Below are 19,343 nucleotides of genomic sequence, written 5' to 3'. Positions count from 1 at the left end.
GCGTCGGGCCAATTTCCTGCTATCATAAGAGTATGGCACGGACTCTTCCGGTCTTACATGACCCGGAAGCAGTTCGCTGCGTCACGATGCACCGACGGGGGGTCAATTCTGCGAAAACTGTTCCGACATGGATCGATCCCGTGCGCGGCACTGGCCGTCGCCGGGTTCCTGCTGGGCGGTGTCGTGGCATTCCTGCCGATGGAAGCGGGCTCGACGACCGTGCCGCTTCCCGAAGTCCGGCCCGCGGACGCGGCGCCGCCCTTGCCGAAGCCGCGCCCCGGCGACCTGCTGGTCCCGAAAGACAGCTCGACCGCATACCGACGCGCTTTCGCGCTCGCCGCACAGGGGAAATGGAGCGCGGTCGCGGATCTTGCCCGCGATCCAGCGCGCCCGGAACTTGAAAAGGTGCTTCTCTGGCTCCGCTTGAAAGGCACGGCCGGTGGAGCGGGTTTCGACGAGATCTCATCGTTCCTCTTGAGTAACCCGACCTGGCCGGACCGGCGCAGATTGATCGATCTGGCGGAACTGCGGATGCCGGTCGATCTTCCGGCGGCCGCGCAGCGCGCCTGGTTTGCCGAGACCGCCCCCCGCTCGGCCGCAGGCCGGCTGAAATATCTTCGCAGCCTCGAAGACGGCAACGACCGGGAGGCCCTTGCCGTCGCCGCCCGGGCCTATTGGCACGAGACCCCCTTCGGTCAAGCCGATCATCGCGCCTTCCTCCAGCGTTACAGATCCCTCTTGCGCGCCGACGATCACTGGATCCGGCTCGACCGCATGCTCTGGCGCGGATACATCTCCTCCGCCCGACGCGTGCTGCCGCTGGTCGGGAAGGACCAGCAGAAACTCGCGCTCGCCCGCATGACGCTCCGTACTCAGTCGCCTGGGGTCGACGGGGCGATCAACCGGGTTCCCGAGGCTCTGCTGTCCGATCCGGGGCTGCAATATGAGCGTCTCCGCTGGCGCCACCGAAAGGGCAAGAAGGACTCCGCCCTCGAACTGCTCTGGTCCGTTCCTGCGGAGCAGGAATTCGCCGATCTCTGGTGGAACGAGCGCGCCCGGCAAATCCGCTATGCGCTCGACGAAAATCGCAAGGAAGACGCCTACCTTCTGTCGGCGGCCCACATCCAGCAGGACGGGCGGACCTTCGCCGAGGCCGAATGGCATGCAGGCTGGATCGCGCTGCGCTTCGCCGACAAACCGGCGGAAGCGCTCGCCGCCTTCACCCGCCTTTATGACGGTGTGAGCACCTCGATCAGCCTTGCCCGCGCGGCCTACTGGGCCGGGCGCGCGTCGGAAACCGTCAAGGACACCGCCCTGGCGCGCTCCTGGTACAAGCGGGCCTCGGAGCATCCGGCCACCTTCTATGGCCAGCTCGCCCAGGCACGACTCAGCGCCGAGACCTTCAAGCTGCCGCGCGAGCCGCAGCCGACGCGCGAAATGCGGATCGAATTCGAACAGACGGAACTCGTCCAGGTCGCCTCCGCTCTCAGCCGGATCGGACAGGACGAGCTTGCGCGCGATTTCGTCCTGCATCTGGCATGGCTTGCCGATGATGGCCCCCAGGCCGTTCTGGTGGCCCGCCTTGCGCGCGAGCTTGGCTATCTCGACATTGCCGTCCGGGCCGCCAGGAATGCCGCGCGCAAGGGCATCGTGCTCGCCGAGACTGGCTATCCCACACGGTACGCAACCGAGCACGGTCCGCTGGAACCGGCGCTGATGCTCGCCATCATCCGGCAGGAAAGCGGGTTCGACGAGAAGGCGCAGAGCCGCGCCGGAGCCCGCGGCCTCATGCAACTGATGCCCGCCACCGCCCGGCAGGTCTCGAAATCGGTCAACCAGCGCTATTCGCAGAACCGGCTTACGGCGGATCCCTATTTCAACATCAGCCTCGGCCGTGCCTATCTCTCCGGGCTGATCGACCGTTTCGGCGGCAATTACGTGCTCGCGATCGCCGCCTACAATGCGGGCCCCGGAAATGTCGATCGCTGGCTGCGCGAGCGCGGCGATCCGCGCGACGGCGGAATCGACGTGATCGACTGGATCGAGCGCATTCCCTTCGGCGAGACCCGGAATTATGTGCAGCGGGTTCTCGAGGGCCTCGTGGTCTACCGGGCCCGCCTCGGCGGGCGTCACAGTCCCGTGATTTCCTGGGATAGGGTCTCCCCCCGCGACGTCTGGTGCGTTACGGCTTGCGGAGTCCTGCTGGACGCGCATCAAGCGTCGGCGCCACTCGGGGAGTAACGCTCAATGCTGGCCCATCCGTCTTTCGCGCGCATCGAAGCCTGCGTATTCGATGCCTATGGAACGCTGTTCGACGTCCATTCCGCCGTCGCGCAATGCCGGGGTCTCTTCCCCGATCCCGAGGCCCAGGCGGACCGGACGTCCGAGATGTGGCGGATGAAGCAGCTTCAGTACACATGGCTGAGGGGATTGCAGAACCGGCATGCCGATTTCTGGCAGGTGACTGGCGACGCGCTCGACTTCTGCCTCGAGTCCGTTCTCGGAAATCTCGGTCCGGCAGGCTTGCGCGACGCCCTGATGAACAGCTATCTGACGCTGCATGCCTACCCCGAAGTGCTCGGTGTCCTGGAAAAGCTGAAGGCGCGCGGCCTCAAGACCGCGATCCTCTCCAACGGCTCGCCGATGATGCTGGAGAAGGTCTGCGAGAGTTCCGGAGTGGGCTCCCTGATGGACGCGGTGCTCTCGGTCGAGGAGGTCGGGGTCTACAAGCCGCATCCGTCCGTCTACCAACTCGCCGTCGACCGGCTCGGCGTGCATGCGGATCAGATCTCCTTCCAGAGCTCGAACGCCTGGGACGCGACCGCGGCCTCGGCCTTCGGCTTCAAGGTCGCCTGGTGCAACCGCTTCGGCCAGGCCCGCGAACGGCTCCCGGGCGCGCCCGATGCCGAGATCCGGACGCTGGACGAACTGCCGTCCCTGCTCGGCGATTGAACCCATGACAATCGGGCAATTGCACGGCTGAGCCAGCGCCCATATCGTTCCGGCGCCGCACTGCCGCAGGTGCGGCCTTGCATCCAGACAGGAGCCCGCGTGCCATGAACGAGCTTTCTCCATCGCTTTCCGCACCAGATTACGCCGATGTCCTGAACGCGGCGACGCGTCTCGCCGGCAAGGCCGTCCGCACCCCGCTTCTGGAAGCGCCGCTGCTCAATGCGAAACTGAATGCGCGCCTCCTGGTGAAGCCGGAATGCCTGCAGCGCACCGGCTCCTTCAAATATCGCGGCGCGCTGAACCGGCTCTCGCTGATCCCCGAAGCCGACCGCGCCCTGGGCGTGCTGGCCTACTCCTCCGGCAACCATGCCCAGGGCGTCGCCTATGCGGCCAGCCAGCTCGGCATCAAGGCCAGCATCATCATGCCGAAGGACGCGCCGGAGATGAAAATCGGCAACACCCGGGCCTACGGTGCGGAGGTCATTCTCTATGACCGCTATTCGGAAAACCGGGAAGAGATCGGCCAGCGGATCGCCGCGGAGACCGGGGCGACTCTGGTGCGTCCCTACGACGATCCGGGCGTGATCTCCGGTCAGGGTACGATCGGTCTCGAGATCGCCGAGCAGGCGGCCGAGATCGGCGCGAAACTCGATGTGGTGATTGTCTGCTGCGGCGGCGGCGGGCTGGTATCCGGGGTTGCGTTAGCGCTTCACGGTGCCGCGCCGGGCGTTGCCGTCTATTCCGCGGAGCCGGAGCATTTCGACGACATGGCGCGCTCTCTAGCGAGCGGGAAGCATGAGAGCAACGATCCGAATGCGCGCTCGATCTGCGATGCCATCGTCACGCCGACCCCTGGACAGATCACCTTCGGGATCTGCAAGTCCCTGCTCGCCGGCGGCCTTGCCGTCAGCGACGAGGAAGCGCTCGACGCCATGGCGGCCGCGTTCCGCTATCTGAAGATCGTCGTCGAGCCCGGAGGCGCGGTCGCCCTCGCGGCGGCGCTCAGCGGCAAGCTGGATATCGAAGGCAAGACGGTCGCCGTTGTCTGCTCCGGCGGCAACGCGGACACCGAAATGTTCACGCGCGCTCTGTCCCGTCAGTCGAACTGACGGCAGAGCGTCCCGGGAAAGCCGTGCTCGGGCTATCAGGCCAGGGCGCGGCTTTCCTTTTCGCTGCTTTCGGGTTCCGGAACGGCCGGCTTCGACGCACTGACGAGGGCGGCCGGCGCCATATCCGGCTTCGCGCCGATACGCTCCAGCGCCTTCTTCTCCCCCGGCTTTTCTTCCGGGAAATGGCGGCAATTGCCCTCGAAGAACGCGCCGGGTTCGATCGTCAGACGCTCCTGCACGACGTCGGCGATGACGCGCGCGGTCTTGTTGAGCGTGACATGCCGGGCCTTGACCTGACCGGTGACAGCGCCGGCGATCACGATCGCCTCGGCCTCGATCGAACCGCGCACGACCGCGGTCGCGCTGATGGTCAGCTTCTTGCTGGTGATATCGCCCTCGACGGTCCCGTCGACCTGCATGTCGCCGTCGCTGACGAGATTGCCGTTCACCACAAGATCGGCGCTCAGGATCGACGGCGCCGCCTGCTTCTGCGGCGCCTGCTGCGGACCTCGGCTATCCTTTTTTGAAAACATAACGTCCCGCCTTCAGAAAATTTCGCGGATTCAGGGTTCTGTCGTTGAACCGGATCTCATAGTGCAGATGCGGCCCGGTGCTTCGCCCCGAATTGCCCATGCGTCCAATCACTTCACCAAGCCCGACCTCCTGGCCGAGTTTGACCGCAATACTGCTCATGTGAGCGTACCGCGTGGTAATGCCGTTTCCGTGATCGATCTCGACAATGCGTCCGTAGAACGGCTCACGCTTGGCGCGGATCACCTTGCCAAGTGCCGCCGCCATGATTTCCTGCTTGCGCGGCCCGGACATATCCAGTCCCGCATGCATGGCCCAGCGCTTGTTGATCGGATCCTTGCGGCGACCGAATCCGCCGGTGAAATAGTAATCCTTCATCGGCGCGATCAGCGGAACCGACAGATAGACATCGCGCAGCTGCTCCCAGCGCGAGAGCCGGAGTTCCAGCTGGGACTCCGTCGACTCGGTCTCCGTCCTGTCCTGCTGCAGCTCCGGATGGTAGGGAATGAAAGGCCCGCCCTGCCCCATGATCATGCCTTCCGGCATCGGTGCGATCCGCTCCAGATCGAGTCCGGTACGGCGGAGAACCGCTTCGACGGCACGGATGTTGTTAAGCGCACGGTCCGAGATCAGCTGAAGCCGGCGTTGGTGCTCTGCATTGATATCGGCGAGTCGCGCTTCCAGCGAAGAGATCCGGGACCGCAGGGCGTCGTTTTCAGACGCCCCCGAACTGCGCTCCAGCATGACTGTCCTCAGGTCGGAGCGGAGCTGCGCGATCGTGTCGGTCAGTTGATCCCGCTGGGCCACGGATTCAGCCAGCTCGTTATTGAGCCTCCAGAGACGGCCGTCGAGCTTCTCGCGCTCGGCCGCGATCTCGTTCTTCTCCGCTTCGAGCGTTTCGAGATGAGTCCGCAGGTTGCTGATATGCGTCTCGAGCCCGTTGTTCTTGGCGGTCATCCGCCGCAGCTCGCGCCCAAGCAGGCTGAACTGGTCGTTCAGCGCCTTGCGCCCGGCATTGATCCTGTCCCGCTCGACCTGGGTGTAGCGCAGCCGCGACTCGGTCGAGGTCAGATCGCTCCTGAGACCTTCGTTCTGGTCGAACAGGCGCTGCAGCTGGCCCTGTGTCTCCTTCAGGTCGCGGGTTATCGCGACGACGGAGAGCTGGTAGTCGGAAACCTGATCGAGCAACTGGCGGTAGGAGTCCTGGCTGCGCTGGATGGCGACGTCCTTGCCGCGCAGCAGGTCGTCCTGCATGTAGACGCCTACGGAGGCAAAGCCGAGCCAACCCGCCATCATCACCCAGACGAGAACGACACCGACCTGCATGCGGCTGCTGAGGGTGAAATACCGGATACGGGAATCAGAACGGAGGATTACCTCGCGTTCGCGAAAAATGTGATAAATCCAGGCTGTTATGGTGCTTGCAAGCGAAGTGCTGCGCGTTTCCATACGCAAAAAGCCTTGTAGATTTCTCCGACGTCTCCGCAGCAAGAGTACCCGCGAGGCGGCTCCAAAGCAAGCCGGGGAACAAGGCAACAGGATGTCCGGAAGTTGCCGTGGAAAAGGCTGCAGCTTCTTTCTAAGACCACGCGAAAATATACCAACGCGCCGTCGGAAAGCGGTAAAATCGCAGTCATGGACCAGAAACAATGGCAAGCAGATCAGATTCGTGGCGTTGCCATGGCCTTGCGGCATTGGTTCGAGGTCGCAGACACCGATGACCGCATGCGGGATCTCGGAATCAAGGCCGGGCCAAAGAGCAAGAAGACTCCCCTCGACAAGCGCCTGCATCCGTTCGCCCTGACCGCCCTGCCGCCGCAGCTGGTCCATCTGAAATCCGATGCTCCCGTCACCACGCTGCACCTGCTGCAGACCGTCTATGACGACGGCGAGCTGCGGGCCGACCCCTGGCGCTGGTGGTTCGCCTGGATCAGCATCGAGATGATCTCCCGCCTCGGCCCCGACCCGAGCGGGCGCCACGTGAAGGACTTCATCCGCAAGGACGACAGCCTGAAGCAGGTTCGGCAGACCGCTGCGCGCTGGCTCGCCAGCAGCGAGATCAGGATCGAGCAGGTGAACCGGGACTTCCGCACCATCCTGAAGCAGGCACTGGACGAAGCAGGTCCGCCCAAGGACGAAGAAAGCCTGATTCAGCGCCTCGGCCAGCCGCTCCTCGTCTTCATCGAAGCGATGGCGAGCGAGGCGGGAAGGATATCCGCCGGCATTACCGAACAGATCGCCGAGCGGGTCGAGCGCATGTAGCGGGACGGCGATGACGCAAACCGGCGAGTGCGAGTCGCAATCCGGCTTTTCGAATCCATGCGCCTGATGCTAGGCGTTAACCTGTCACTTCCGCTTCAGCCGACAAGGCAATCCTCACATGGCCGAATATTCCGTCTTCAGCCTCGTCCGGAACGCGCTGACGGGGCACAAGAACTGGCAACGTGCCTGGCGCGACCCCGAGCCGAAACCGAGTTACGACGTGGTCATCGTCGGCGGCGGCGGACACGGCCTCGCGACCGCCTTCTATCTCGCCAAGGTACACGGCATCCGCAATGTCGCGGTGCTGGAAAAAGGCTGGCTCGGCGGGGGCAATACCGGGCGCAATACGACCATCGTGCGCTCCAACTACATGCTCGACGACAATTCGCATTTCTACGAGAAGTCGCTGCAGCTGTGGGAACAGCTGAGTCACGAGCTGAATTTCAACGTCATGTTCAGCCAGCGCGGCGTACTCAATCTTGCCCATTCGGACGGGCAGATGGACCGCTTCGCGCGGCGCGGCAACTCGATGCGCCTCAACGGGGTCGACGCCGAGCTGCTCGACCGCAGGCAGGTCATGAAGATGGTGCCGCATCTCGACTTCTCGGATGAGGCGCGCTTCCCGATCTATGGCGGCCTTCTGCAGCCCCGCGGCGGTACCGCACGGCACGACGCCGTGGCCTGGGGTCTCGCCCGCGGCGCCGACCGGCTCGGCGTCGATATCATCCAGAACTGCGAGGTCACCGGGTTCAGGCGCAGCGGCAACCGGATCGAGGCGGTGGAGACCAGCCGGGGCACCATCGGCTGCGGCAAGCTCGGCTTCGCGGTCGCCGGCAATACCGGCCATCTCGCCTCCAAGCTCGGCCTCAAGCTGCCGATCGAGAGCCATGTGCTGCAGGCCTTCGTCTCCGAACCGCTGAAGCCCTTCTTCGACCATGTCGTGACCTTCGGCGCCGAGCATTTCTACCTCAGCCAGTCCGACAAGGGCGGCCTCGTCTTCGGCGGCGATCTCGACATGTACAATTCCTACGCCCAGCGCGGGAACCTGCCGACCATCGATCACGTGATGCGCGCCGGCCTCGCCATGGTGCCGTCGATCTCGCGCCTCCGCCTGCTGCGCCACTGGGGCGGGGTGATGGACATGTCGATGGACGGCAGCCCGATCATCGGAAAGTCGCCGATCGACAATCTCTACCTCAATTGCGGCTGGTGCTATGGCGGCTTCAAGGCGACGCCGGGCTCGGGCTGGGTCTTCGCCCACACCATCGCCGAGGACGAACCACACGCGCTGAATGCAGGGCTCCGGCTCGACCGTTTCGAACGGGGCCACCTGATCGACGAAGAAGCCACCGGCGCCGTGCCGGGCAAGCACTAGGAGGCGCCGGCCATGCTCTATATCGACTGCCCCTATTGCGGCTCCCGCGGGCACGAGGAATTCACCTATATCGGCGACGCGACGAAGAAGCGGCCGGACGGCGCGGAGACGTCCGATCCCGCCTGGTTCGACTATGTCTATCTGCGCGACAATCCGCGCGGCCCGCATCTCGAACTCTGGCACCATTCGCTCGGCTGCCGCGAGGTGGTGAAGGTGCTGCGCAACACGCTGACGCACGAAATCCTCGGCGCCGGCCGGCCCGGCGACAAGATTGCGCTGCCCGACGCGGAGACCGAACGATGATCCGGGGCAAGGAACAGCAGCCCTTTCGGATTTCCAGTGGCGGGGAGATCGAGCGCACCCAGCCGCTCGGCTTCCGCTTCGACGGAAAGAACTACATCGGCTACCAGGGCGACACGCTCGCCTCCGCACTGCTTGCCAACGGCGTCCGGCTGGTCGGCCGGAGCTTCAAGTATCACCGCCCGCGCGGGATCTATTCCGCCGGGCCGGAGGAACCGAACGCGCTGGTGCATCTGCGCTCCGGCGGCCGGCAGGAACCGAACACGCGGGCGACCCAGATCGAGCTGTTCGCCGGACTGGAGGCGAAGAGCCAGAACCGCTGGCCAAACCTGAAACTCGACCTGATGGGGGTGAACGACCTCGCCTCCCGCTTCCTCGTCGCGGGTTTCTACTACAAGACCTTCATGGGCCTGCCCGGCTGGCATTTCTACGAGCATTTCATCCGCAAGGCGGCCGGCATGGGTGCGGCGGAGCATATTCCCGACCCGGACAGCTACGACAAGATGCACGGCCATGCAGACATCGTCGTGATCGGCGCCGGTCCGGCCGGCCTCGCCGCCGCACTTCAGGCGGGAGAAACCGGCGCGCGGGTCTTCCTGATCGACGAGAACGACCGTCCCGGCGGGCGCCTGCGCGCCGAGCAGGAGAGCATCGACGGGCGCCCGGCCATGGACTGGGCGAACGAAACCGTCGCGGCGCTTCAGGACATGGAGAATGTCACCCTCCTTACCCGCACCACCGCCTTCGGCTATTACGACGGCGACACCATCGGTGCGGTCGAAAGGGTCTCCGATCACCTGCTAGCCCCGGCCCCCTACAAGGTGCGGCAGCGCCGCTGGCTGATCCATGCGAAGCGCGTGCTGCTCGCCACGGGTGCGACCGAGCGCCCGCTGGTGTTCGACGGCAACGACCGGCCGGGCGTCATGCTCGCCGGCGCGGCGCGGGCCTATGCCACCCGTTTCGCCGTGCAGGCCGGCAAGAGCGCCGTGATCTTCGCCAACAGCGACGACGGCTACCGGACCGCGCTCGACCTCGCCTATGCCGGGATCGACGTGCGCGGCGTCATCGACCCGCGCACGGGCGGACAAGGCGAACTGAAAGATCGTGTCGCGGCCCGCGGGATCGATATCGTGGAAGGCGCGGCCGTCGTCCGTACGCATGGCTATCTCGGCCTCGCGGGTGTCGATATCGCGGATCTCGAGACACTTCGCTCAGGCCGCATGCCGGAGACCCGGTTCATTCCGTGCGACCTGCTGGCCACCGGTGGCGGCTGGAGCCCGAATGTCCATCTGCACAGCCACCAGAGCGGCCGTCCGGTCTTCGACCCGGCGATTGCGGCCTTCGTGCCGGGAGCCTCTCGGATGAACGACCGTTCCATCGGTGCCGCACGCGGCAGGTTCAGCCTTGCCGAATGCCTCGCGGACGGTATCGCAGCCGGCCGCGAGACGGCCCAAGGCCTTGGCTTCCCTGTCGGCTCGTCGCCCGCAACACCGGCAACCGACGAGCCCGCGACCGGCTCCTTCATGACCCTCTGGCAGGTCCCCGCCCTGCCCGGCCGCAAGGCCAGGAGCTTCGTCGACCTGCAGGACGACGTCGCCGCCTCCGACGTGAAGCTGGCGGAGAGCGAGGGCTATGTTTCTGTCGAGCATCTGAAGCGCTACACCACGCTCGGCATGGGGACGGACCAGGGCAAGACTTCGAACATCAATGGTCACGGCATCCTGGCGGAAGCGCGCGGGATGGATATTGCCGCTGTCGGCACCACGACCTTCCGCCCGCCCTACACCCCGGTCGCCATCGGCGCCTTCGCCGGGCGCGAACGCGGACGCCATGCCCATCCGGTACGGCGCACCCCGATGCATGACTGGCATCTCGCGAACGGCGCGAAGATGATCGAGGCCGGGCTCTGGATGCGGCCGCAATATTACCTCCAGCCGGGCGAGACTCCGTCCCGGGCCGCGATGGACGAGGCAATCATCCGGGAAACCCTTGCGGTCCGGAACGCCGCCGGCATTTCCGACGTGTCCACGCTCGGCAAGATCGACATCCAGGGCGCGGACGCCGCGGAGTTCCTCAACCGGGTCTATATCAACGGCTGGAAGACGCTCGCCATCGGCAAGGCGCGCTACGGCGTGATGCTGCGCGAGGACGGAATCGCGCTCGACGACGGCACCACCTCGCGCATCGGCGAGAACCACTACTACATGACCACGACCACCGCCGAGGCGGGTCCGGTCATGCAGCATCTCGAGGTTCTCCTGCAGGTGCACTGGCCGGATCTGGACGTAAAGGTCGCCTCGGTCACCGACGAGTGGGCGGCGATGGCAATCGCCGGACCGAACAGCCGGGCAATCCTCTCCGCGCTATTTCCCAACACGGACTTCTCGAACGACGCCTTCCCCTTCATGGGTGTCCGCGAGACCGATCTCGGCGGCATTCCGGCACGGATCTTCCGGATCAGCTTCTCCGGCGAACTGGCCTACGAGATCGCGGTTCCGGCAGACTACGGCACGGCCGCGTGGGAGCGCTGCATCGAGGCCGGTGCGGGCCACGGCCTCCTGCCCTACGGGATGGAAGCGCTGGGCATCCTCCGCATCGAGAAGGGCCACGTGACGGTCAGCGAGATCGACGGGCGTCACACCGCCGGCGACCTCGGCTTCGGTGGCATGATGAGCACGAAGAAGCGTTTCGTCGGCGATGCGATGGCGGCGCGGGAAGGCATGGCCGATCCCTCGCGGCCGGCGCTCGTCGGCCTGACGCCTCTCGACGGCAAGACCAGGATCCGCGCCGGATCCGTGCTGGTGGCCGACCCGAAGACGCCGCCACCGGTGCCCAAGCTCGGCCACGTCAGTTCCAGCGCCTATCTCAGTCCCAATCTCGGCCGGCCGATCTCGCTCGGCATGCTGAAGGGAGGGCGGGAGCGCATCGGGGAGACCGTCTGGGCGGTCTTTCCGCTCCGGAACGAAGCGGTCGAATGCCGCGTGACCGCGCCCGTGGTCTATGACGAGGAAGGAGCGCGGCTCCATGGCTGATCTCGCATCCCCCCAGCGCCGTTCCGCCCTCGAAGGCGTGCTCGTACCCGGCGATTTCGGCGCAACGCCGTTCAACGGTCCGGGCATCCTCCTTTCTGAGCGCGGACCGCTCTCCGTCGTGCAGATCGAAGCGGGTACCGAAGATCTGACTGCGGCGGCCGGCAACGCACTCGGCATCGCACCGTCTGGCATGCCGAATGAAGCGGCCGGAACAGGCCGTCCGCGCATCCTCGGGACCGGAACCGGGCGCTGGCTCATCAGTGAACCGGAAGGCCGGGACCTTGCGGCCCATCTGCGCGCCAGCCTGCCCGAAAGCGCGGCCGTGACCGGGCTCTCACACGCCCGCGTCTGCCTCCGTCTCTCCGGCCGCGATGCACGGACGTTGCTCGCCAAGGGCTGCGGAATCGACATCCACCCGGACGCCTTCCGGCCGGATACGAGCCGGATGACGAGCCTGTTCCATTGCGCGGCCCTGATCGATTGCCGCAGCGCAGAGCCGGTCTACGACATCTATGTCCACCGCTCCTACGCTGTGCATCTGTTCGAGATGCTGCTCGACGGCGCGCTGGAATTCGGCTGCCGTGTCGCCTGAGACCGGATCATCGCTTGTTCATGCGCGACAGGGACGATATTCTGATCAGATGTTGGCTCCGATGCCGAAAGATCGGCAGAAGATTAAAAGGGAACACGGTGCGGCGTACCCATCAGGGACCAAATCCGTGGCTGCCCCCGCAACTGTGAGCGGCGAGCGACGTCCGGAGTGAGCCACTGGTCCCACCGGGGACTGGGAAGGCAGGACGAAGCAGTGACCCGCGAGCCAGGAGACCTGCCGACGTGGCGCCCCGGATTTCCGGGCGTCTTCTATAGCAACATCCGGCAACGGCAGGAGTGCCCGCCCCGGACTGGCTCTTGTCGGAGGGACACATGACCGCAACCACTCAGCAGACCGCCGCGATTTCTGTCGGCAGCGCGAAAAAACTGATCGCCGCCTTCGCCCTTCTCGGCGGACTCGGAGTCGTTTTCCTGACCGGATTCGCTTCGTCGGACACGGTCCATAACGTGGCGCACGACACCCGTCACAGCATGGCCTTTCCCTGCCACTAAGGCACAACCATGCTGACGAGATTTGTGAAGGCCGCACTCGCGGCCGGATTTCTTGCGGGCGTGCTTGTCGCCGGTCTGCAGGAAGTCACCACCACGCCGCTGATCCTCGAAGCGGAAAAATACGAGTCGGGTGAGATCGCCACCGCCGGACGCTTTCTGGTCGCGCATGCGTCGGAAATCCGGAGCGATTCATTCGTCCATCTCGCCCATGCCGGCGAGGATCACGGCAATGAAAACGCCTGGGCGCCCGAGGACGGGATCGAGCGCAGCCTTTCGACGGCGCTGGCAACGGTCGGAACCACATTCGGTTTCGCCCTGATCCTGCTTGCCGTGATGGTTCTCACCGACGCGAAGATAACCGCCCGGACAGGCCTCGCCTGGGGCGCCGCGGCCTTTGCCGCGACAGGCCTCGCGCCGGCCCTCGGTCTCAGCCCCGAACTTCCGGGCTCCGCAGCGGCGGTTCTGGAGGACCGGCAGATCTGGTGGATTGGAACCGCGCTCGCCACCGCGTTGGGACTTTTCCTCGCGCTCCGTGTTTCCAGCACGCTCGCGATCGTCGCCGGTCTTGCCCTGATCGCACTCCCGCACGTGATCGGAGCACCCCACGCGGATGGCTATACGAGCAACGTTCCCTCGGAACTCTCCGGACATTTCGCTTCTGCGTCCCTGGTGGTGCATGCCGTCACCTGGGCCCTGACCGGCTGCGTCGCCGGCTTCGTCTGGGAGCGGGCCGGGGCATCTTCCGCCACCGCAAACGCGTGAGCGACCCTATCGCGACGGAGGGCGGCAGAAACCGCCCTCCCCATCCCGTCACAATCGACGTCTGCATCTCCTGCCGCGCCGCGGACGGAACAGGGCGCAACGGTCAGCTTCTGCTCGAGCGGCTTGAAGAGGCCTGCGCCGGAGAAAGCGGGATCTCTCTGCGTCCGGTGGAATGCATGGCCGTATGCGACCGTCCGGTAACCTTCGCGCTTCGCGGCCCCGGGCTCTGGAGCTATGTGATCGGCGATGCCGACCCGGACACCCAGGTCGAGGAGATCATTGCGGCGGCAAGAGCCGTTGCCGCCTCCCCGAACGGCGTACCACAGCTGAAGGAACGCCCTCCCGTCTTCCGGCGCGGCGTCATCTGCCGGCTGCTTCCCGCACCCGAGCCTGCCTGACGCGGCATTGTCACCGATCCAATTTTGCCGCTGGATCAGCTCGGCTCTGACCGGCTAGCCTCTTCCCCGGGCAACCGCAGAGGGACACTCCATGCTCGACCAGATCCTCGTCATTCTCGGCATCACCACGCTCATCATGATCAGCCCGGGTCCGGACATGGTGATCGTGATGCGCAATACGATCATCGGCGGACGGGCCGCCGGTCTCAAATCCTCCCTCGGGGTCCTCACCGGCAACCTGGTGCATATCACCTACTGCGCGATCGGCATCGGGCTTCTCATCTCGCAGAGCATCCTCGCCTTCAACATCCTGAAATATGCCGGCGCCGCCTATCTGATCTATCTCGGCGTGATGAGCTTCTTCGCCAGCGACACCAAGCTCTCGGTGAGAGATCTGGAACCGCGTGCGGTGAGCCAGCGCTGGTTCCTGCAGGGGTTTCTGAACAATATCCTCAACCCGAAGGGCACGCTGTTCTACCTCGGGGTCTTCACCATGGTGATCACGCCTGAGACCGCGACCGGAACCACGCTCCTGCTCGTCGCCATCATGATGGCGGTCAGCGCCGCCTTCTGGATCTTCTTCGTCTTCACGCTCGACACCGGCATCGTCCGCCGGGTGCTGGAGCGCGGTCAGAAGCTGGTGAACCGGATCTTCGGCGGGCTGCTCATCTTCCTCGGCATCCGCGTCGCCTTCCTGGAGCGCTGAACACATGACCGACTCCCTTGGCGGGCACGGATCCCTTTCCCAGTATGCGGTCACGGACGAACTCCGCGCGCGCTTCCATATCCCGGAGGAATGGAGCTTTGCGATGCCGAAACTGGTCGAGTGGCGGGATTGCGACGGCTTCGCTCATGTGAACCACACCGCCTATCTCGCCTGGTACGAAAGCCTCCGGAACATCTATTTCGAGGTTCTTGGACATCCCCGTCACGCGATGAACGTGCCCGGACCGGTGATGAAGCATCTCGAGATCGAATATATCCGCGGTCTCTCCTACCACGCGCCGGTCTGCGTCACAGGGCGCACGGTCTCGATGCGGAATACCAGCATGGTCATGGAATACGCGACCTGGGACGAACAGGGCTGCTGCAACTGGTCGACACAACTCTTCGTCATGATCGTCAATTCGACGGGAAAAAAGGCGCCGATCTCGCCTGAACTGCGTCAGGCGATCACTGATCTCGACCACCCCGAGCAGAGCTGAGAGGCGCGAATTCAGAAGGGGGGTTCGCACGCAAGATTCAGCTTTGATGGGCTGAACTAGTGTTTGTGATCAGACCGGCCAAGGATTAGGGTTCATCAACCCGATCCGTCCCGGATCGTGGAAAAGCGCTCAGCTTTGACATAAAAATTATGAGGCTTCACATGAACGTTCTGGCAAAGAGCTTCGCGGTCGCGGCGCTTGCCGCCACCGTGGCATTGCCGTTCCATTCCGGAGCGGTACGCGCGGCGACACCGGCCGACACCCTCGTCATTGCCACCGGCATCGACGACATCGTGTCGCTCGATCCGGCGGAGGTCTTCGAGTTCTCCGGCGGCGATCTCGCGAACAACGTCTATGACACGCTGGTCACCTTCGACCCCGCCAATCTCTCCGGTGGCTATATTCCGGGCCTGGCCGAGAGCTGGACGGTGAGCGAGGACGGCAAGACCTTCACCTTCAAGATGCGTCCGGGCGTCAAGTTTCACTCCGGCAATCCGGTAACCGCTCATGATGCGGCCTTCTCGCTGCAGCGCGCGATCCTCCTGAACAAGACCCCGTCCTTCATTCTCAGCCAGTTCGGCCTGACCGCCGACAATGTGAAGGAAATGGTCAAGGCGACCGACGACATGACCCTCGTCGTCACCACCGACAAGAAATACGCGACCTCCTTTGTTCTCAACTGCTTCACCGCGACCATCGGTTCGATCGTCGACATGAAGACCGCGATGGAACATGAAAAGGACGGCGACTTCGGCTACGAGTGGCTGAAGACCAACTCCGCCGGGTCCGGCGCCTACTCCCTGAAGAGCTGGAAGCCGAACGAGAGCTATGTGCTTGAGGCCAACCCGGACTACTGGCGCGGCGCGCCGGCGATGAAGCGGGTTTTCGTGCGTCACATTACCGAATCCGCCAGCCAGCGCCTGCTGCTCGAGAAGGGTGACGTCGACGCCGCCCGCAACCTCTCGCCGGACGACATCACCGCCGTCGGCGGCAACGCGGACCTGCGTGTCGACAGCGACCTGCGCGGCCGGATCATCTATTTCAGCCTGAACCAGAAGGTCGAGCGCCTGGCCAATCCGAAGGTCGTCGAGGCGATGAAGTACATGGTCGACTATGACGGCATGACCAAGAGCATCCTGAAGGGCCAGTATACCGTCCACCAGGCCTTCCTGCCGCTGACCTATCTCGGCGAACTGAAGGATAAGCCGTACAAGCTCGACATCGCCAAAGCGAAAGCCCTGCTCGCCGAAGCCGGTTATGCGGACGGCCTCGAGGTCAAGATCCTCGCCCGCAACGATCCGCAGACCATGGAAATCGCCCAGGCGCTGCAGGCCAACATGGCCTCTGCCGGCGTCAAGGCGACCATCGACTCCGGTACCGGCAAGCAGACCCTCGGCGTCTACCGAGCCCGCAGCCATGAGATCTATCTCGGCGCCTGGGGCCCGGACTATCCGGATCCGCAGACCAACGCGGACACCTTCGCCCATAACCCGGACAACAGCGACGAAGCCGGTCTGACCGGCAAGCTGGCCTGGCGCAACGCCTGGGCGATCCCGGAAATGTCGAAGGAAACCGAAGCCGCGGTGCAGGAAAGCGACCGCGACACGCGGGCCGAGATGTACCGCAAGATCCAGAAGGAGCATCAGATGACCAGCCCCTTCGTGATCATGGCGCAGAAGATCGAGCAGACCGCTCTGCGCGCCAACGTGAAGAATCTCTATACCGGCAGCGCCGTGACGAGCGTCTTCTACTGGACCGTGACGAAGTAAGACACGGCTGAATGACATCACTAGACACCACCAAGGCGGGGAGAGGGACAGGGTCCCTCTCCCCCCTCTTCTTCAAGCGGGTCCTGAAACTCGTCTCGACGATCGCGGCGACCTTCCTCGGCCTGCTTTTCGTGACCTTCGTCATCGGCCGCGTCATGCCGATCGACCCCGTGCTGGCGGTCGTCGGCGACAAGGCGAGCAAGGAGGTCTACGAGGCCGCGCGCGTGGCGATGGGGCTGGACCAGCCGCTCTACGTCCAGTTCGGCGTCTATATCAGGGACGTGCTCTCCGGCGATCTCGGCAATTCTCTGCTGACCTCCCGTCCGGTAGCCGAGGATATCGCGCGCGTCTTTCCGGCCACCCTCGAGCTTGCCACCATCGCGACCATCTTCGGTGTCGTTTTCGGGATTCCGATGGGCGTCGTCGCGGCGGTGCATCGCGGCCGCTGGCCGGACCAGGTCATCCGCGTCGCCGGCCTTTTCGGGTATTCCATGCCCGTCTTCTGGCTTGGCCTGATCGGGCTCCTGGTCTTCTACGGCATCCTCGGCTGGGTCGGCGGTCCGGGACGGCTCGACATCTTCTATGAGGACACCGTTCCCCAGGTCACTGGCGCGATCCTGATTGACAGCCTGCTGGCCGGCGATCTGGAGATCTTCAACAACGCGCTGTCGCACATCATTCTGCCCGCATCGGTGCTCGGCTATTACTCGATCGCCTATATCAGCCGCATGACCCGCAGCTTCATGCTGGAGCAGCTGAGCCAGGAATATGTCACCACCGCCCGCGTGAAAGGTCTCTCGGAGACCCGGGTGATCTGGGGCCATGCGCTCGGCAACGTCATGGTGCCGCTGATCACGGTGATCGCGCTCTCCTATGCCCAGCTGCTCGAAGGCTCGGTGCTGACCGAGACCGTCTTCGCCTGGCCCGGCCTCGGTTTCTACATCACGAACGCGCTGCTCTCGGCCGATATGGCCGCCGTGCTCGGCGGGACCATCGTGGTCGGCTCCGTTTTCGTCGGCCTGAACCTTCTTTCCGACCTGCTCTACCGGCTCGTCGATCCGCGCGCCCGATAGCAGGACAGAGATCATGACCGCAAAAACTGTTCAAACCTGCGAACCCGGCCTCAAAGCCTGGCTAACCACCGATACGCCGAGGTCGCGCGGACAGGCGCGCATGGTGCAGTTCTATCTCGGCTGGCTTTCGCTCTCGCGCAATCCGCTAGCCATGATCGGGCTGGCGATCCTGCTCGCGCTGATCGTGATATCCGCCATCGCGCCCTGGATCTCGCCGCACGACCCACTGCAGCAGACTCTCGCAAACCGCCTGCTGCCACCTGGAAGCCCCGGACACCTCCTCGGAACGGACGAGCTCGGCCGCGATATCCTCAGCCGGCTGCTGCATGGCGCCAGCATCACCCTCTATATCGTGACCCTGGTCGCGGCCACGGCACCCGTCCTCGGCCTCGTGGTCGGCACACTGGCCGGCTATGCCGGCGGCTGGATCGATACGGTCCTGATGCGCCTGACAGATATTTTCCTGGCCTTCCCGCGCCTGGTGCTCGCACTCGCCTTTGTCGCCGCGCTCGGCCCGGGGATCGAAAACGCGGTGCTCGCCATCGCCATCACCTCCTGGCCGCCTTATGCCCGCCTTGCCCGGGCCGAGACCCTGACCATCCGCAACCAGGACTTCATCAGTGCGATCCGGCTACAGGGGGCCTCTCCGGCCCGAATCATCGCGGGCCACGTGGTGCCGCTCTGCCTCTCCTCGGTGATCGTCCGCGTCACCCTCGACATGGCCGGCATCATTCTGACGGCGGCCGGTCTCGGCTTCCTCGGCCTCGGCGCGCAGCCGCCGATCCCGGAATGGGGCGCAATGATCTCCGCCGGCCGCAAGTTCCTGCTCGACCAATGGTGGGTCGCCACCATGCCTGGCCTCGCCATCTTCGTCGTCAGCCTCGGTTTCAACCTGCTCGGCGACGGACTGCGCGACATTCTCGATCCGAGGAGCGGACAATGAGCTCCGATAACGCGAACGGGGCCCTTCTGACGGTCGAGGACCTCTCGGTCCGCTTTCATACCCGCACCGGCATCGTCGATGCGGTCCGCGACATCAGCTTCTCGATCGGCCGCGAAAAGGTCGGCATCGTCGGCGAGTCCGGCTCCGGCAAGACCATGACGGGCCGCTCCGTCCTGCGCCTGATCCGCCCGCCGGGGGTGGTGACGGCGAAACGCATGGAGTTCGACGGCAAGGATCTGATGACGCTCTCCGAAAAGGAGATGCGGCAGATCCGCGGCGACCGGATCTCCATGGTCATGCAGGACCCGAAATACTCGCTGAACCCGGTGATGACCATCGGCGAGCAAATCGCCGAGGCCTACCGCGTCCATACCGGCGCCTCGAAACGCGAGGCCATCGAGCGCGCGCTGGAGATGCTTTCGGCGGTGAAGATCCGCGATCCCGAACGGGTGCTCGGGCTCTATCCGCACGAGGTCTCGGGCGGAATGGGCCAGCGCATCATGATCGCCATGATGCTGATCCCGGACC

Annotated in this window: 19 protein-coding genes and 1 riboswitch; of the genes, 17 read left to right on the top strand and 2 right to left on the bottom strand. The window is 64.7% G+C overall.

Features of this window, described 5'->3' with window-relative positions; translation table 11 throughout:
• The first annotated feature begins 183 nt into the window (after nucleotides 1–183).
• From JJ959_RS18840 to JJ959_RS18830, 3 genes are all read left to right on the top strand, one after another.
• Complete coding sequence (locus tag JJ959_RS18840; protein ID WP_292887202.1) at nucleotides 184–2,241, top strand: lytic transglycosylase domain-containing protein; 2,058 nt, start codon at nucleotides 184–186, stop codon at nucleotides 2,239–2,241.
• A 6-nt stretch (nucleotides 2,242–2,247) separates the two neighbouring features.
• Nucleotides 2,248–2,952, top strand: a complete 705-nt coding sequence (locus JJ959_RS18835) for a haloacid dehalogenase type II (protein WP_292887199.1) — start codon at nucleotides 2,248–2,250, stop codon at nucleotides 2,950–2,952.
• Between the two features lie 104 nt (nucleotides 2,953–3,056).
• Complete coding sequence (locus tag JJ959_RS18830) at nucleotides 3,057–4,061, top strand: threonine/serine dehydratase (RefSeq protein ID WP_292887196.1); 1,005 nt, start codon at nucleotides 3,057–3,059, stop codon at nucleotides 4,059–4,061.
• A 35-nt stretch (nucleotides 4,062–4,096) separates the two neighbouring features.
• Here JJ959_RS18830 and JJ959_RS18825 read toward each other — a convergent pair whose 3' ends face one another.
• Nucleotides 4,097–4,594 (bottom strand): polymer-forming cytoskeletal protein, encoded by a 498-nt coding sequence (locus JJ959_RS18825; protein ID WP_292887194.1) that lies wholly within the window; start codon nucleotides 4,592–4,594, stop codon nucleotides 4,097–4,099.
• Nucleotides 4,575–5,918 (bottom strand): M23 family metallopeptidase, encoded by a 1,344-nt coding sequence (locus JJ959_RS18820; RefSeq protein WP_292887192.1) that lies wholly within the window; start codon nucleotides 5,916–5,918, stop codon nucleotides 4,575–4,577. Before JJ959_RS18820 ends, JJ959_RS18825 begins: the two co-directional genes overlap by 20 nt.
• Nucleotides 5,919–6,272: 354 nt before the next feature.
• Here JJ959_RS18820 and JJ959_RS18815 point away from each other — a divergent pair, with 354 nt between their 5' ends.
• The 14 genes from JJ959_RS18815 to JJ959_RS18750 all read left to right on the top strand — a co-directional run.
• Nucleotides 6,273–6,854, top strand: coding sequence for a hypothetical protein (locus JJ959_RS18815; RefSeq protein WP_292887190.1), 582 nt, complete (start codon nucleotides 6,273–6,275; stop codon nucleotides 6,852–6,854).
• A gap of 118 nt (nucleotides 6,855–6,972) precedes the next feature.
• Complete coding sequence (locus tag JJ959_RS18810) at nucleotides 6,973–8,229, top strand: sarcosine oxidase subunit beta family protein (protein WP_292887188.1); 1,257 nt, start codon at nucleotides 6,973–6,975, stop codon at nucleotides 8,227–8,229.
• 12 nt (nucleotides 8,230–8,241) lie between these two features.
• Nucleotides 8,242–8,532: a sarcosine oxidase subunit delta gene (locus JJ959_RS18805; RefSeq protein WP_292887186.1), complete on the top strand. Its 291-nt coding sequence runs from the start codon at nucleotides 8,242–8,244 to the stop codon at nucleotides 8,530–8,532.
• Complete coding sequence (locus tag JJ959_RS18800; protein ID WP_292887184.1) at nucleotides 8,529–11,561, top strand: sarcosine oxidase subunit alpha family protein; 3,033 nt, start codon at nucleotides 8,529–8,531, stop codon at nucleotides 11,559–11,561. The genes JJ959_RS18805 and JJ959_RS18800 overlap by 4 nt, the downstream gene beginning before the upstream one ends.
• Complete coding sequence (locus JJ959_RS18795; protein WP_292887182.1) at nucleotides 11,554–12,153, top strand: sarcosine oxidase subunit gamma family protein; 600 nt, start codon at nucleotides 11,554–11,556, stop codon at nucleotides 12,151–12,153. The genes JJ959_RS18800 and JJ959_RS18795 overlap by 8 nt, the downstream gene beginning before the upstream one ends.
• 36 nt (nucleotides 12,154–12,189) lie before the next feature.
• A riboswitch (cobalamin riboswitch) is annotated at nucleotides 12,190–12,410 on the top strand.
• 75 nt (nucleotides 12,411–12,485) lie between these two features.
• Complete coding sequence (locus JJ959_RS18790; RefSeq protein WP_292887180.1) at nucleotides 12,486–12,665, top strand: CbtB-domain containing protein; 180 nt, start codon at nucleotides 12,486–12,488, stop codon at nucleotides 12,663–12,665.
• Nucleotides 12,666–12,674: 9 nt separating this feature from the next.
• A complete protein-coding gene (locus JJ959_RS18785; RefSeq protein ID WP_292887178.1) occupies nucleotides 12,675–13,427 on the top strand; it encodes a CbtA family protein in 753 nt (250 codons plus the stop codon).
• The gene (locus JJ959_RS18780) at nucleotides 13,424–13,825 is read left to right on the top strand and encodes a DUF1636 domain-containing protein (RefSeq protein ID WP_292887176.1); all 402 of its coding nucleotides are present in this window, start codon (nucleotides 13,424–13,426) and stop codon (nucleotides 13,823–13,825) included. The genes JJ959_RS18785 and JJ959_RS18780 overlap by 4 nt, the downstream gene beginning before the upstream one ends.
• Before the next feature lie 91 nt (nucleotides 13,826–13,916).
• Nucleotides 13,917–14,531, top strand: a complete 615-nt coding sequence (locus tag JJ959_RS18775) for a LysE family translocator (RefSeq protein WP_292887174.1) — start codon at nucleotides 13,917–13,919, stop codon at nucleotides 14,529–14,531.
• A gap of 4 nt (nucleotides 14,532–14,535) precedes the next feature.
• On the top strand, nucleotides 14,536–15,030 hold the full coding sequence (locus tag JJ959_RS18770) for a thioesterase family protein (protein WP_292887172.1): 495 nt from the start codon (nucleotides 14,536–14,538) through the stop codon (nucleotides 15,028–15,030).
• A 161-nt stretch (nucleotides 15,031–15,191) separates the two neighbouring features.
• Nucleotides 15,192–16,799: an ABC transporter substrate-binding protein gene (locus JJ959_RS18765; protein ID WP_292887170.1), complete on the top strand. Its 1,608-nt coding sequence runs from the start codon at nucleotides 15,192–15,194 to the stop codon at nucleotides 16,797–16,799.
• An 11-nt stretch (nucleotides 16,800–16,810) separates the two neighbouring features.
• Nucleotides 16,811–17,872 carry an ABC transporter permease gene (locus JJ959_RS18760; RefSeq protein WP_292887169.1) on the top strand — a complete coding sequence of 354 codons (1,062 nt, stop codon included), beginning with the start codon at nucleotides 16,811–16,813 and terminating at the stop codon, nucleotides 17,870–17,872.
• A 13-nt stretch (nucleotides 17,873–17,885) separates the two neighbouring features.
• Nucleotides 17,886–18,815, top strand: a complete 930-nt coding sequence (gene nikC / locus JJ959_RS18755; protein WP_292887168.1) for a nickel transporter permease — start codon at nucleotides 17,886–17,888, stop codon at nucleotides 18,813–18,815.
• Nucleotides 18,812–19,343: ABC transporter ATP-binding protein (locus tag JJ959_RS18750; protein WP_292887167.1), on the top strand; the 532-nt coding region annotated here is incomplete at its 3' end. The genes nikC and JJ959_RS18750, both read left to right, overlap by 4 nt.

The sequence above is a fragment of the Nisaea sp. genome (genome assembly GCF_017640745.1).
Taxonomy (GTDB): Bacteria; Pseudomonadota; Alphaproteobacteria; order Thalassobaculales; family Thalassobaculaceae; genus Nisaea.
The sequence above is the reverse complement of the archived record's forward strand: the minus strand, read 5'-3'. Positions and strand labels throughout refer to the sequence as shown.

Excerpts from the sequence above, each read along its gene's own strand:
- JJ959_RS18835 (WP_292887199.1), top strand. The coding sequence starts at position 2,248 with ATGCTGGCCCATCCGTCTTTCGCGCGCATCGAAGCCTGCGTATTCGAT.
- JJ959_RS18830 (WP_292887196.1), top strand. The coding sequence starts at position 3,057 with ATGAACGAGCTTTCTCCATCGCTTTCCGCACCAGATTACGCCGATGTC.
- JJ959_RS18825 (WP_292887194.1), bottom strand. The coding sequence starts at position 4,594 with ATGTTTTCAAAAAAGGATAGCCGAGGTCCGCAGCAGGCGCCGCAGAAG.
- JJ959_RS18820 (WP_292887192.1), bottom strand. The coding sequence starts at position 5,918 with ATGCAGGTCGGTGTCGTTCTCGTCTGGGTGATGATGGCGGGTTGGCTC.
- JJ959_RS18815 (WP_292887190.1), top strand. The coding sequence starts at position 6,273 with ATGGCCTTGCGGCATTGGTTCGAGGTCGCAGACACCGATGACCGCATG.
- JJ959_RS18810 (WP_292887188.1), top strand. The coding sequence starts at position 6,973 with ATGGCCGAATATTCCGTCTTCAGCCTCGTCCGGAACGCGCTGACGGGG.
- JJ959_RS18805 (WP_292887186.1), top strand. The coding sequence starts at position 8,242 with ATGCTCTATATCGACTGCCCCTATTGCGGCTCCCGCGGGCACGAGGAA.
- JJ959_RS18800 (WP_292887184.1), top strand. The coding sequence starts at position 8,529 with ATGATCCGGGGCAAGGAACAGCAGCCCTTTCGGATTTCCAGTGGCGGG.
- JJ959_RS18795 (WP_292887182.1), top strand. The coding sequence starts at position 11,554 with ATGGCTGATCTCGCATCCCCCCAGCGCCGTTCCGCCCTCGAAGGCGTG.
- JJ959_RS18790 (WP_292887180.1), top strand. The coding sequence starts at position 12,486 with ATGACCGCAACCACTCAGCAGACCGCCGCGATTTCTGTCGGCAGCGCG.
- JJ959_RS18785 (WP_292887178.1), top strand. The coding sequence starts at position 12,675 with ATGCTGACGAGATTTGTGAAGGCCGCACTCGCGGCCGGATTTCTTGCG.
- JJ959_RS18775 (WP_292887174.1), top strand. The coding sequence starts at position 13,917 with ATGCTCGACCAGATCCTCGTCATTCTCGGCATCACCACGCTCATCATG.
- JJ959_RS18770 (WP_292887172.1), top strand. The coding sequence starts at position 14,536 with ATGACCGACTCCCTTGGCGGGCACGGATCCCTTTCCCAGTATGCGGTC.
- JJ959_RS18765 (WP_292887170.1), top strand. The coding sequence starts at position 15,192 with ATGAACGTTCTGGCAAAGAGCTTCGCGGTCGCGGCGCTTGCCGCCACC.
- JJ959_RS18760 (WP_292887169.1), top strand. The coding sequence starts at position 16,811 with ATGACATCACTAGACACCACCAAGGCGGGGAGAGGGACAGGGTCCCTC.
- nikC (WP_292887168.1), top strand. The coding sequence starts at position 17,886 with ATGACCGCAAAAACTGTTCAAACCTGCGAACCCGGCCTCAAAGCCTGG.